The sequence below is a fragment of the Pseudoalteromonas luteoviolacea NCIMB 1944 genome (genome assembly GCF_001625565.1).
Taxonomy (GTDB): domain Bacteria; phylum Pseudomonadota; class Gammaproteobacteria; order Enterobacterales; family Alteromonadaceae; genus Pseudoalteromonas; species Pseudoalteromonas luteoviolacea_F.
In genome coordinates this window covers 149,468-162,658 of sequence record NZ_AUXS01000042.1, presented here as the reverse complement: position 1 = coordinate 162,658, position 13,191 = coordinate 149,468, and the positions used below count along the sequence as shown (strand labels likewise).

Sequence of the window (13,191 nt, the reverse complement as noted above, 5' to 3'; positions counted from 1 at the left end):
CTATAGCGCCAGTTTTATTTGATCCCGGCCGGCAGCCTTGGCTTGATAAACAGCTTGATCTGCCGCTTTTAGTGATTGGCTAAATGGCATGTGTAAATTGACATCAGCAACGCCTATGCTCACTGTAAAGCGGATCTCCTTGCCTTCATATTGCACCTTCAATCCCGCGGCTTCTTCTCGCAAACGTTGCGCAACATTCATTGCCTTGGCGACTTCAGTTTCGGGCAATAAAATAATGAACTCTTCACCACCCAGTCTACACACGCAATCTTCAGTGCGAACCAGTGCATTGCAACAATTAGCAAATTGTTTAAGTACTTCATCTCCACCATCATGACCATATTCATCATTAATCAATTTAAACCTGTCTAAATCAATCATCAAAAGGCTTAATGGTCTATCTGAGCGCTGATGGCGGCTCATTTCACTTCTCGCATAATCCATCAGATAGCGTCGGTTTTTTAGTCCGGTAAGGACATCCTGAAATGCCATTTCCGTTAAGCGCTGCTGCATTTGCCACAGCTCGTGAACTAACAGTCGTCGACTACAACAATCCGCGATCAACTCCGCTGCCACAACTTCCCATTGCAACCAATCTCGAGGCTCAAAGCGCCCTTCACAACACACCACACCGATGGCCAAGCCATTTTGAAAAATGGCCGTGTCCAGCAGTGCACAAATTTGTTGCGGAATTAAATAACCCTCCGTGAACTCTTTTGTTCTAGGATCTGTTATTGCATCGCATGCAGAAATGGTCTCGCCATTCACAATCGCGCGAAAATAATTGGGGTAATCTAATACTGTCAGTTCAGGCAAAGGTCCCGTGATCACACCTTCCCAATCCGTATTGGCAAAGTTGATCAACTTTTTCGGATTAGACACATCATCAAATAGCCACACCGATACACGGCTTACGTTCAGCAATGCCTTTGCTTCTAAAATTATGTCTGATAAAAATTGCTGATGGCCGACAGATACGTCAACCTCTTTCGACAAAACTCTTCTGAGTCTCTGTGTGACATGTGTTAGTTCATTGTGCCGATTATTCGACACACTTCCATCATTCTCTTTCACATCTACAGCCAATGCTTTCACCCAAATACATCTAGTTAATACACAGTGTGACCTCAGTTGCTGATCACTTGTTCTAGCTTGTAGCCTTCATTTTCTCAACTATTCTAGGTCTACAGCTCAACTAGGTATAACGCGTTAAGGCAAAACCATCGGCTACTTGTTACATTAATAATACGCCTATAAGATAAAAAAGCACTCAATTTATCCCATAAAAGGAACTTGTCGAGAGATAAATTATTTTAGTTGCACCCACTATAGGTAAAAACCCTAATTAAAGCCCTTAAGAGGCCGCCACGTATCTAATTTACGCCAAAATAAAAGGAGCTTGTTAGCTCCTTTTATTATGCGATGTATTTACTTAGATATTTCTTAAAGATGGGATCGTCCTTCGCCATCTCCCTTTGTTCTTCTAATATATCAGCAAGCATTTGATAAGACGTCAGAGGGTTAGCCAGTACAACACGGAACACAACTGTTGGCTGATTACCATATTGTGGTGGTGTCAAACGTGTTCTTGATACAAATGAACGGCCGGTCTCCCGCTGGCGTTTTTGCATACTGGCGGTTAGGCGGTTTAAGGCTGCATAAATGTCGAGTTTTTCTTGTTCATCAGCACCTTGCAGTGCTTGTTTAATCTCTTTAGGTACGTAGCGATAAGTTAGCAAGCACAACTCAGGCTGAGAGATCAGCTCAAAGTCATCTTGCTCTGAAATTAGATTGGCAAAATAATGTGCCTTTTCAATGCTGTGATCAATCAGCATTTCATAACCTTTGCGACCAATCACTTGAAGACACGCATGTACCAGCATCGCCATACCCGGGCGACTACCTTCAAGAGTATGGCTACCCAAATCTTTGGAGCCTTTTCGCAAAATGTATTCGGCATGATGTTCGATTACGTCAGTTGCCGTTGGATCTTTAAATAAAACAATGCCTGCGCCCATTGGTACGTACATTTGTTTGTGTGCATCAATGGTCACTGAATCTGCTTTTTCAATACCAGACAAAAGGTGGCGATATGTATTTGACAGCAGTGTTGCACCACCCCATGCAGCATCCACATGAAAATGACAATTTAGCTCTTCACAGAGCGCAGCCATCTCATTTAACGGATCAATGCTGCCCGTTTCAGTTGTACCCGCAACCCCAACTATCGCCATGACTTTGATCCCTTGCGCTTCAAGCTCTCGGGCTTTTTCACGCATTGCGACCATATCCACTTTGTTGTCGTAATTGGTGCGTACAGCAATGAAGTTTTCTCGACCAATACCCAACACGTCGGCGGCTTTACCCAATGAATAATGCCCGCGCTCTGACACAAGTACAGCTAAGCCTTTGTAACCATAATGCATCATTGCCGCAAACATGCCTTGCGAGGAGATCCCTTTAAAATCGCCATCAGGTTTCAACAAGCGGTTACGTGCGATCCATAAGGCCGTAATATTGGCTATCGTCCCACCTGAGCAAAACGCCCCAAGCGCATTTTTCGCACTGTGCATCCACTGTTGATAAAACCCTTCATCTTGGCCGTACGTCAGGTGGTGCATCATGCCTAAAACTTGACGCTCTAATGGTGTAAATGCTTTTGAGGTCTCAATTTTTACCAAATTTTGGTTAAGACCTACCATCAACTTAGAAAGTGGTAGCAAAAAGTGAGGCAAGGCAGAGGTCATATGACCAATAAAGCTAGGCGACGCTGTATGAACCGAATGTGCAACCAACTGCTCCATGATATCTTGAGCATAATCTGACACAAAAGTCGGTTCTTCTGGGATAGCCGCAGACTGAAAGTCTTTCTCTATCTCATGCAGAGGCTTTTCAACCGCAGCAATATTTTCGTTCAAAAAACCCGCTAGATTATGAGAGATCTCTTGTTCAATTTTACTGAGTGTAGAGCCAGGGGCTTCCGGTACGGTAAAGATTCGCATCAAGCTTTCTTCAGAAGCGACTGCACAACGCTTTGGACCCATTGTTATTCCCAATCACAAATAAAGAGTAGATTAGTTCAAGCGCTAACATAGCGACTGACAGACACATCCACCTTACTAATTTATTACGAAATGACTAACTCTACTTTAAAGTTGTAGGAAAGTCTGCAAATGCAGAGCAAAAAAATAAACTCGGTTGCTATTTTCTTCATAAACAGAGGAAATAAAAGTTTTTAGGGACAAAAAACATACTCAATTTACTAAAAATTTTGTAAACTCAGCACCAAAGATATAAAATTTGTAATATTTTCTAATCACCTCGCAAACCGGAATTGCAATGAATAAATGGAACTTTGCTCACCGTACACTTTCTTTAACCTGGGTACTCGTTGGTTTTTTAACTTTTGTGATCTCGCTCGCTGGTTACGTTTATTACACTTATCAAAGTAGTAAAACAACCATCATGAGTGATATTGATGAAAAACTGCGTATCGCGGCGCACAGCGCAAACCTATTTGTCGGGGCAGATTACCATGACCGCCTAGATGAGTTATCAACTCAAGAATTTAAAGCTCAGAGTGAGCGTCTTACTAAGCTCGCGCAGGCTGTCGGGGTACAATATGTCTATACCATGATTTACGACTCTCCCCATGTTCGCTTTACAGCTTCGAGCTATACGATTGAAGATGTCAGTCAAGGTAATATTACTCAATATAGAGATATCTACGAAGAAGCCACAACCATTAACAAAGGGGCGTTTCGTTCAACCACTGAGGTGTTTGAAACATCAATAGATAAATGGGGCCATTTTAAGACCATATTTGTGCCTCACATTACACCTGGAGGTCAAATATACCTAACGGGTGCTGACATCCCAATTGCACATATAGAATCTCAATTGCAGGAAAATGTAACGCAGGCAGCGCTGTCTGCAAGCTTTTTTTTCTGCATCGCACTGTTAGTAGCAGGCACCTATATGTTGGTGTATCGACGTACCCTAACCACTGACGCAAGAACAGGATTTGCGAATCGCTTGGCACTAGAGCAAGACTTAGCGAGGGCAAAACGACCACACCTCAGTCTTGCTATCATTTCAATTTGTGAACTTGAAGAGATCATCAGCTTTTATGGTGCTGGCGTAGGCGACAAAGTCATTCAAAATGTCATGCGCTACTTCCAAAACTTAACCTCGCCATTTAAGGTATATCGGTTGGCGACCTCAAAGTTGGTCTTGCTGTGTGACACACCAAACGGTGAGCACTATTTAAACAATTTAATTTCAGAGTTTCCCTTCTCTCGACCAATTCTCAATGAGCCTATGCTATACATTCAGCTCAAAGCGGGGATCGCCCGAGGGAATAAAGGGCTACTACTTGAAAATGCTTTTATCGCTTGTCGGCAAGCGCAGCAGCTATATCAAACGACTTATATTTACGGTCAGCAGACACAAAAAACAAAGTTGTTACAAGAGTCCAACTTAGCCATCGCCAAAACAGTGCAAAGTGCCTTTGATCAACATCGCATCATTCCGTATTTTACCCCGCGGGCCAGCATCGACGATCATCAAATAGTGCAATATCACTGTGCGCCTCGGGTACTCACCGAGCAGGGCGTGATCTTAAAGTCTCAAGCCTTTGGTGAAGTTATTAAGCACTCACGTTTGAACTCACAGTTAACCAAACAGATGCTTGAACTATGCGTGACCCAGTTTAGAAAAACCAATATTGCTTGGAGTTTAGCGTTAACACCTCAAGATCTGCGTGACCCGCAAATGATGGAATGCATCACACAATCCATTAACCGCTATCCGCAGCCCAATTTGATCACCTTTGAATTAGATGAACAAGCCCTGATCAGCCAGTTCAATGATATGACTGCCATTATCAGTATATTGCGCAGCAAAGGGGTTAATATTTTAGTGAATTCACGTAATAGTGGCTTGCTTACTATCAGCCGAGTGTTAAAAATGTCTATTAATGCGGTTAAACTCGAAGAAACCCTTATCGAGCAACTGGCTGACAACCCACAAGTAAAAGGGCTCGTTCAACATATTGGAGAGCAGTGTAAAAATAGTCAGATTGCTTTGATAGTTTCAGGCATTAAGAGTAAAGCGCAATTGCAGCAACTAGCTAATACCCATATTACCTTGTTTGAAGGGGAGTATATCGGCGCCGCAGCGCCGCATATTAAAGATAACTTGGCCCCACCAATATTGGATGTATCATAAGGGCATTGCTTCAAACTACTGAGGCGTTAAACTCACGACCAAGCGTGTACTGGACTGTCCACTGGCCCAGTACTTGCGCTCAAATGGTGTAATAGCTTGTGCACTTTCATATGCTTCAGCAGCGGCGTCAACTCCGGCTAATTGCAAAGCTCTAGCAAACTCTTCTATATATATTGACCAGTTACTTCGTACCTCTAACACACCACCAAGCTTAACTATGAAAGGAAATACTGCCGCGCCGTGCCAGCGTCTTTGAATGTGTTTAGACTTTGGCCATGGGTTTGGGTACAACAAGTAGTGATGGCTCGGTTGCCATTTAGCCTCAACGGCTAAACGCCAAAAGTCGTTTAAATCGGCTTGAACTAAAATGTATTGTCCGCGCTCACTTTGCTTGTATTCTATATCGTGCTTATCAAGTCGGTGAGAAGACTTATCAACTCCAATCACTAAGGCATCGGGATGGCGTTTAGCCAAATTAGCTGTACTTTCTCCAACTCCACAACATGAATCCAAAATAATTGGGCCTGAAAATGCCTGAACCTTGTCATTTACTTCATTAAATGCCTTTAAAGTATGCTCAGCAATGGGTTTTTTGAACTCAGCTTCCAGATGCTTTTGCACGATTTCATCTAACTTTTCGTGCAAGTCAGTTTGGTTTGAGGTGATACTCCGAGAGTTTGCGTCAGCCATTTTGCTCGTATCGTTAACTTTAAATGGGGCAATTTTAGAAGTTTGAGAAGTAAAGTAAATAGGGGACTGCCAATTTTAATAGACTTGTCCCTAAGGTATAGCAATACAGCGACAATCAACATTTCGATACGTATAAGTCAACGCCCTCACCAAAATATCAAAAGCGCATCGTTAGACCCAACCCCCTCATTCTATGCTTCTTTTCATGCCTTACTTGGGTACAATATGCACAAGCGTAATGATACGAGATATAATTACAGCTTAAATATCATTAATTTACAAAACTTTTAAGGATACAAAATTGAAAACATTTATCATCGCTTTATTCGCGCTATTAATTACTACCTCAGCTAATGCTGCGCGATATGACATAACAGCAAATGTTGGTGAAATTCGATTTCACGGTTCGACTCAGTCAACGGCTGGTAGCCATTGGAATGGGGTTGTTTGGATATCATTAGAAAACCCAGATAAAAACCCGAACTGCGTAAAATACCGCAATAAATACGCAGTTGCCGTTGCTAAGGGTGATGATAGCGCCTTGAGTATTGCCCTTATGGCCAAAGCGTCTAACTCAAAAATTTTACTGACGCTAGACGACAGTAAAAAAATGCAAGGCGATGTGACTTGCTTACTTCAATATATTACTTTGCTTTAAAAGCTAAGCTTGTTGTTTAGGCTCAATTTGCATACACGGCGAGCAGCAGTTCGCCGTGTATGATTATATTGGACAGAACATTACTGCATGAAAAAACAAAGCGCTAAGCGCGTTTATCAAATGACGTTATTGCCAATTAAACTGTGTGTATTAGAACACAGACTCCTTAATGCAACTCGAATCACATTAACACGCCAAAAAGCGCACCATACATTTGTTCTTTGTCTTGCGCCAATAAAAAAACCGATACCATCGCTGATATCGGTTTTTTAATGAGGCAAGCTAAAAGAGTAGGATACCTTTCAGCTGACCCTTTATATTGCCATTAGTGCCTTAGCCCTACACCACGTTTAATCAGGGTTAGTGCTATCGTAAACAGCACAGAAATAAAGCCAATTAACACGCCAAATGCAACATAGATATTAACGTCAGAGACACCTAAAAAGCCGAATCTAAACGCATTAACCATATAGATGATTGGGTTGATCTGCGATACCCCTTGCCAAAACTCAGGCAAAAGTTGAATTGAGTAAAACACTCCGCCTAAATAAGTCAACGGTGTCAATACAAACGTTGGGATAATACTAATATCATCAAAGCTGTTTGCGTATACGGCATTGATAAGTCCACCCAAAGCAAACACCGCTGAGGTTAAAACCACAGTGGCGACAATCACTGCAATATTGTGAATTTGGATGTCGACGAAAAATAAGCTGACTATACTGACAATCAAGCCCACCAGAATGCCCCGCGCCATACCGCCGCCCATATAACCAAGTACAATAACGTAGTTTGGTACAGGTGCAACTAGCAGCTCTTCAATGCTTTTTTGAAACTTGGTGGAATAAAAACTCGACGCCACATTAGAGTATGAGTTAGTGATCACCGACATCATGATTAGGCCTGGGACGATAAATTCCATATAGCCAAAACCACCCATTTCACCAATGCGTGAGCCTATCAGGCTACCAAAAATAATAAAATAGAGCGTCATTGTGATCGCTGGCGGTACCAAAGTCTGAACCCAGATACGCAAAAAGCGAATGCACTCTTTGATCCATATACTTTTTAGCGCAACACGATATTTTAATATGCTCATTGATTACGCCCCTGCTCTAATAACCCCACAAATAACTCCTCTAAGCGGTTAGCTTTATTGCGCATACTTAAAACAGTGTTTCCCTGCTCACTTAATTGAGCAAAAACCCCATTTAAACCCTGTGATTTTTCAACTTCGACTTCAAGAGTATGATCGTCTACCAAGGAATACGCATAACCCGATAGGTTCACGGGTTTTATCGGCGCGTGTAAATCCAAGACAAAGGTTTCTTTATCTAGTTTTGCCAGTAGCGCTTTTATCGTGGTGTGCTCAACAATGACCCCTTTATCAATGATGGCGATATTACGGCACAGCAGCTCCGCCTCTTCCAAATAGTGGGTCGTTAGTATGATAGTGACGCCTTGGCTATTAATCTCACGTAAAAAGTCCCACATTGAACGTCTCAGTTCAATATCTACACCAGCTGTTGGCTCATCCAGTATCAGCAACTTAGGTTCATGCATTAATGCACGTGCGATCATTAAACGACGCTTCATACCACCAGACAAGGTACGCGCTTGTTTGTCTTTTTTATCAAACAAACCGAGCTGTTTAAGGTATTTTTCTGCTCGCTGGTGCGCCACTTGACGAGGTACACCATAATAACCCGCCTGATTCACCAATATTTGGTTGAGAGTTTCAAACTGGCTAAAGTTGAACTCTTGCGGTACTAACCCCAATTCAGATTTAGCATCTTCCAATGCAGTATCAATGGAGTGACCGAAAACTTTGACGTCACCTTGGGTTTTATTTACCAAAGAAGCGATTACGCCTATGGTGGTTGATTTACCCGCACCATTTGGGCCCAATAATGCGAAGAAATCCCCTTCTTCGACTTCCAAATCGATCCCTTTGACGGCTTCAACACCGTTTTTATAGACTTTTCTTAAGCCTTTTATACTTAATGCAGTTGTCATGTACTTCGGATCCCCAATCCCCATAATGTGTTTTGAATCAATTTATTCCCCGTAACCCCAGCGTTTGGCGAGATTATGCTCTATGTTCAGATGATCTAAAATCCGCGCAACCATAAAGTCCACCAAGTCTTCAATAGACTGAGGCTGATGATAAAAACCAGGTGCTGCTGGCATGATGGTGACGCCCAATTGGCTCAGTTTGAGCATATTTTCTAAATGAATTGGGCTAAACGGCGTTTCGCGAGGTACTAAAATTAATTGACCACGCTCTTTAATTACCACATCGGCTGCGCGCTCAAGTAAATTATCCGAGGCCCCTAACGCAATGGCAGATACACTACCTGCACTACACGGACAAACGACCATTTTTTTCGGTGCCGCAGAACCAGATGCCACAGGGCTAAACCAATTGTCTTTACCAAACACTTGAATTTGACCGTCTTTGGCATTGCACAAAGCACTGAGCTGTTCAGTTGCCTTAGCCTCATTCCCAGAAAGCTTAACATTAGATTCGGTATCTAGTACCACCCGTGCCGCGCTGGAAATAAGTACATACACTTGATAGTCCAGTGCAACTAAAACCTCTAGTAACCTTAAACCGTAGGGCGCACCGGATGCTCCACTAAATGCTAATGTGATAGGATCTTTATATTGTGACATATGTTTATGACATTACCTTTTCTAGCTCAGTCGTTATGGCATCATGGATGCCATTAAAACCACCATTGCTCATAATTAAAATATGTTGATTTGGTTTGGCCTGCGCAATGACTTGAGCAATGATCTCGTCAGTACTTGAAAAACACTGTCGTCCAGCTTTTTGCGCCGCATCTTTGAGTGACCAAGCCAGTCCATCAGGCTCATATACCAACGCGCTATCTGCCGCTTGTAACGCATTCATCAAGGTATCTTGATGTACGCCCATTTTCATGGTGTTTGAACGCGGCTCTAAAATGGCAATAATTTCATCATCACCCACTTTTGCACGAAGACCTGCTAGGGTCGTTTTTATCGCGGTCGGATGGTGCGCAAAGTCATCATATACTCGCACTCCGCCAATCTCAGCTTTGAGCTCCATACGTCGTTTTGGCGACTTAAAGGTTTGCAATGCTTCGATACTTACTTCCACCGGGATCCCAACATGACGCGCTGCCGCTATCGCCATCATGGCGTTTTTCACATTGTGCTCACCAATAGCAGACCAGCTTACCTCTCCAACAACCTCACTCTCGAGCAGTACTTTAAAGCGACTGCCATCTGAGCTGATTAATTGATACGACCAATCTCCGCCGAGCGATTCTTTTTGACTCCAAAATCCGCGTTCAAGTACTTCATTTATTGCATTATCTTGTGCTGGATAGATGGCTTTCCCCTGCCCCGGTAAAGTCCTTACTAGGTGGTGAAACTGAGTTTGAATGGCGTTTAAGTCCGCAAAAATATCGGCGTGATCAAACTCCAAGTTATTTAAAATTAAAGTACGAGGGAGGTAATGTACAAACTTGCTGCGCTTATCAAAAAAAGCGGTGTCGTATTCATCCGCCTCAATCACAAAAAATGGCGTGTCTGTTACACGTGCTGACAGACCGAAATTTTGTACAATTCCACCGATTAAAAATCCGGGTTTAAGGCCTGCGTATTCTAGTAACCATGCGAGCATACTTGCCGTGGTGGTTTTGCCATGGGTGCCGGCAACTGCCAGTACCCACGCGTCTTGCAACACATGATGTTTTAACCACTCAGGCCCCGAGATGTATGGTAGGCCTTTTTCTAGCACATATTCAACACACGGATTGCCGCGGCTCATAGCATTACCGATCACCACCACATCTGGTTTGGGCTCTAGCTGAGCTGGATCATAGCCTTGGGTTAACTCAATCCCCAAAGACTCTAGTTGGGTACTCATTGGCGGGTAAACGTTTTGATCTGAGCCTGTTACTTTATGGCCCAAAGATTGTGCAATGGCTGCAATGCCCCCCATAAAGGTGCCGCAGATCCCAAGAATATGAATATGCATAAGTTCAGCTAGTTATGAAAATTGCAGTAAGAGTAACATACTCCAATGAGCCTAGGCTGACTTTATATGCAAAACAGTTTTGCACAGACAAAAAAATACCAGCCACTTGGCTGGTATTTTTCAAATCGAGTGAAGCTGATTAAGCAACACCATATTGGTCGCGGTAAGCTTTTACTGCTGCTAAGTGCTCAGAAGCACTACCTTGCTGCTCAAGGTAAGTAATCAAATCAGCTAGCTTTACAATGGATACCACTGCAGTGCCGAAGTCACGCTCAACTTCTTGAATCGCTGAAAGCTCGCCTTTGCCTTTTTCTTGACGATCAAGCGCAATTAACACACCTGCCAAATCCGCTTCGTTCGCCTTGATGATTTCCATCGACTCACGGATCGCTGTACCTGCTGTGATCACATCATCAACTAACATGATACGGCCTTTAAGCTCAGAACCTACTAGGTTGCCACCCTCACCGTGTTGCTTTTTCTCTTTACGATTAAAGCAATAAGGCACATCTTTGTCATGGTGATCAGCAAGTGCAACCGCCGTAGTTGTTGCAATTGGAATACCTTTGTACGCAGGGCCAAACAGCACATCATACTCAATGCCCGCATCCTCTAGTGCCGCAGCATAAAAGCGACCTAAGCGCGCAAGGTCGCGGCCAGTGTTAAATAAACCAGCGTTAAAAAAGTAAGGGCTTGTACGACCTGATTTAAGCGTAAACTCACCAAACTTAAGTACCTGCTTTTCAAGAGCAAACTCGATAAAATCTTTTTGATACTGTTTCATAACTAACCTTTTGTTTACGCTAATGCTTGTTTTTGAATATCGATGATCTCACGAATTGAATGCTTGGCTAGTGCCAGTAACTCGTCAAGTTCTTCGAATGAGAAAGGTTCACCTTCAGCGGTGCCCTGAACCTCAATTAACTTACCTGTTTCTGTCATGATCACATTCATATCAGTCTCAGCTTCTGAGTCTTCAAGGTACTCTAAATCACTAATGGCTTCACCGTTGTATACACCAACTGAGATCGCTGCAATCATAAACTTAAGAGGATTGGCATTGATCATACCTTTGGCACGCATATGCGTCAGGGCATCAACAAGGGCAACACAAGCACCGCTGATAGATGCAGTACGTGTTCCGCCATCTGCTTGCAGTACATCACAATCAATAGTAATGGTGTTTTCACCCAGTGCAGATAGGTCAACAGCGGCACGTAAAGCTCGTGCGATCAGGCGTTGAATTTCCATTGTACGACCGCCTTGCTTGCCTTTTGCAGCTTCGCGACCATTACGGGTATGAGTAGAGCGAGGAAGCATACCGTACTCTGCAGTGATCCAACCTTTACCCTGTCCTTTCATAAAACGCGGTACGCCCGCTTCCACAGTGGCTGTACACAGCACTTTTGTATTGCCAAACTCTACAAGCACCGACCCTTCGGCATGCATTGTATAGTTACGGGTAAATGTTACAGGTCTAATCTGATTTGCAGTTCTTTCGCTTGGACGCATCCACGTTCCCCTATCATCAAAGTTTCGCAATATTATAAAGGGATCCTTTGCGCTATGCCACGCAATACCAAAAGAAATCTTAGCTTTACCTATCGAGCAGCGTTTTTCTTAGGCTATAATGGCCACGCAAACTAAATTAAATAGGAACTTTATATGATCCATAGTATGACCGCCTACGCTCGAAAAGAGATTAAAGGCGATTGGGGCACTGGGGTTTGGGAGATCCGCTCAGTTAATCAACGCTATCTCGAAACATTTATCCGCGCGCCGGAGCAATTCAGGGCACTAGAGCCAGTAGTACGTGAACGCCTTCGCAAGCAATTACAGCGAGGCAAAGTGGAAGTCTATTTAAAATTTGCAGCAAACCCAGCTCACGTTGGTCAGCTGTCTATCAATGAAACCCTTGCAAAACAAATTCTTGAAAACGCAAAATGGGTGCAATCTATCAGCGGTGGTGACATTAACCCGACTGAAATTTTGCGCTGGCCCGGCGTTATGGAAGCGGAAGAAGTTGATTTAGACGAAGTCAATGGCGCTTTGTTAGCTGGCTTTGATGAGCTAGTTCAAGATTTTAAAGCAGCCAGAGCGTCTGAAGGTGCAAACCTTGAGAACATGATCACCACGCGTTTAGACGGCATTCTTGAGCAAGTATCTATCGTTGAAGGCCATATGCCAGAAGTCACCAAGTGGCAGCGCGACAAGCTTTCGCAAAAACTTGAAGAACTACAAGCTGATATCGATGAGTCTCGCCTAGAGCAAGAACTTATCTACCTTGCACAAAAACAAGATGTAGCAGAAGAGCTAGACCGCTTAAAGTCTCACGTTAAAGAGACCCATAAAATCTTGAAAAAAGGCGGTGCATGCGGCCGTCGTTTGGACTTTATGATGCAAGAGTTTAACCGCGAGTCGAACACCTTGGCCTCTAAGTCAATCAATTCAGAGATCACCAACGCCGCCGTTGAGCTTAAAGTCTTGATTGAGCAAATGCGAGAGCAGATCCAGAATATTGAGTGATATTTTGGTAACAATGAATTTTCGACAAGAGCCCAGCATAGCTGGGCTTTTTTGTGTT

Annotated in this window: 12 protein-coding genes; 3 read left to right on the top strand and 9 right to left on the bottom strand. The window is 43.3% G+C overall.

Features of this window, described 5'->3' with window-relative positions:
• Positions 1-1,086: a sensor domain-containing diguanylate cyclase gene (locus N483_RS16105; protein WP_231105466.1), complete on the bottom strand. Its 1,086-nt coding sequence runs from the start codon at positions 1,084-1,086 to the stop codon at positions 1-3.
• A gap of 329 nt (positions 1,087-1,415) precedes the next feature.
• Positions 1,416-3,044 (bottom strand): pyridoxal-dependent aspartate 1-decarboxylase PanP, encoded by a 1,629-nt coding sequence (gene panP, locus N483_RS16100; protein WP_023399786.1) that lies wholly within the window; start codon positions 3,042-3,044, stop codon positions 1,416-1,418.
• A gap of 295 nt (positions 3,045-3,339) precedes the next feature.
• On the opposite strand from panP, the gene N483_RS16095 reads away from it, so the two are divergent.
• Complete coding sequence (locus N483_RS16095) at positions 3,340-5,229, top strand: EAL domain-containing protein (RefSeq protein WP_023399785.1); 1,890 nt, start codon at positions 3,340-3,342, stop codon at positions 5,227-5,229.
• Positions 5,230-5,244: 15 nt separating this feature from the next.
• Here N483_RS16095 and trmB read toward each other — a convergent pair whose 3' ends face one another.
• Positions 5,245-5,919: a tRNA (guanine(46)-N(7))-methyltransferase TrmB gene (trmB, locus tag N483_RS16090; RefSeq protein WP_023399784.1), complete on the bottom strand. Its 675-nt coding sequence runs from the start codon at positions 5,917-5,919 to the stop codon at positions 5,245-5,247.
• A 301-nt stretch (positions 5,920-6,220) separates the two neighbouring features.
• Between trmB and N483_RS16085 the strand changes: the two genes are divergently transcribed.
• Complete coding sequence (locus N483_RS16085; RefSeq protein ID WP_023399783.1) at positions 6,221-6,577, top strand: hypothetical protein; 357 nt, start codon at positions 6,221-6,223, stop codon at positions 6,575-6,577.
• 325 nt (positions 6,578-6,902) lie between these two features.
• Here N483_RS16085 and N483_RS16080 read toward each other — a convergent pair whose 3' ends face one another.
• The 6 genes from N483_RS16080 to rph all read right to left on the bottom strand — a co-directional run bounded on the left by N483_RS16080 (position 6,903) and on the right by rph (position 12,119).
• Positions 6,903-7,670 (bottom strand): ABC transporter permease, encoded by a 768-nt coding sequence (locus N483_RS16080; protein ID WP_036976472.1) that lies wholly within the window; start codon positions 7,668-7,670, stop codon positions 6,903-6,905.
• 2 nt (positions 7,671-7,672) lie between these two features.
• Complete coding sequence (locus N483_RS16075; protein ID WP_023399781.1) at positions 7,673-8,593, bottom strand: ABC transporter ATP-binding protein; 921 nt, start codon at positions 8,591-8,593, stop codon at positions 7,673-7,675.
• Positions 8,594-8,635: 42 nt separating this feature from the next.
• Positions 8,636-9,253 (bottom strand): flavin prenyltransferase UbiX, encoded by a 618-nt coding sequence (locus tag N483_RS16070; RefSeq protein ID WP_023399780.1) that lies wholly within the window; start codon positions 9,251-9,253, stop codon positions 8,636-8,638.
• Positions 9,254-9,257: 4 nt separating this feature from the next.
• Positions 9,258-10,607, bottom strand: a complete 1,350-nt coding sequence (mpl, locus tag N483_RS16065; RefSeq protein ID WP_023399779.1) for a UDP-N-acetylmuramate:L-alanyl-gamma-D-glutamyl-meso-diaminopimelate ligase — start codon at positions 10,605-10,607, stop codon at positions 9,258-9,260.
• Positions 10,608-10,746: 139 nt separating this feature from the next.
• Positions 10,747-11,391: an orotate phosphoribosyltransferase gene (gene pyrE, locus N483_RS16060; protein ID WP_023399778.1), complete on the bottom strand. Its 645-nt coding sequence runs from the start codon at positions 11,389-11,391 to the stop codon at positions 10,747-10,749.
• Positions 11,392-11,405: 14 nt separating this feature from the next.
• Positions 11,406-12,119 (bottom strand): ribonuclease PH, encoded by a 714-nt coding sequence (gene rph / locus N483_RS16055; RefSeq protein WP_023399777.1) that lies wholly within the window; start codon positions 12,117-12,119, stop codon positions 11,406-11,408.
• 153 nt (positions 12,120-12,272) lie between these two features.
• Here rph and N483_RS16050 point away from each other — a divergent pair, with 153 nt between their 5' ends.
• The gene (locus N483_RS16050; RefSeq protein WP_023399776.1) at positions 12,273-13,133 is read left to right on the top strand and encodes a YicC/YloC family endoribonuclease; all 861 of its coding nucleotides are present in this window, start codon (positions 12,273-12,275) and stop codon (positions 13,131-13,133) included.
• The last annotated feature ends 58 nt before the right edge of the window (positions 13,134-13,191 follow it).

Bases quoted from the DNA above. Each gene is read 5' to 3' on its own strand.
- panP (WP_023399786.1), bottom strand. From the start codon at position 3,044: ATGGGTCCAAAGCGTTGTGCAGTCGCTTCTGAAGAAAGCTTGATGCGA.
- N483_RS16095 (WP_023399785.1), top strand. From the start codon at position 3,340: ATGAATAAATGGAACTTTGCTCACCGTACACTTTCTTTAACCTGGGTA.
- trmB (WP_023399784.1), bottom strand. From the start codon at position 5,919: ATGGCTGACGCAAACTCTCGGAGTATCACCTCAAACCAAACTGACTTG.
- N483_RS16075 (WP_023399781.1), bottom strand. From the start codon at position 8,593: ATGACAACTGCATTAAGTATAAAAGGCTTAAGAAAAGTCTATAAAAAC.
- N483_RS16070 (WP_023399780.1), bottom strand. From the start codon at position 9,253: ATGTCACAATATAAAGATCCTATCACATTAGCATTTAGTGGAGCATCC.
- mpl (WP_023399779.1), bottom strand. From the start codon at position 10,607: ATGCATATTCATATTCTTGGGATCTGCGGCACCTTTATGGGGGGCATT.
- pyrE (WP_023399778.1), bottom strand. From the start codon at position 11,391: ATGAAACAGTATCAAAAAGATTTTATCGAGTTTGCTCTTGAAAAGCAG.
- rph (WP_023399777.1), bottom strand. From the start codon at position 12,119: ATGCGTCCAAGCGAAAGAACTGCAAATCAGATTAGACCTGTAACATTT.
- N483_RS16050 (WP_023399776.1), top strand. From the start codon at position 12,273: ATGATCCATAGTATGACCGCCTACGCTCGAAAAGAGATTAAAGGCGAT.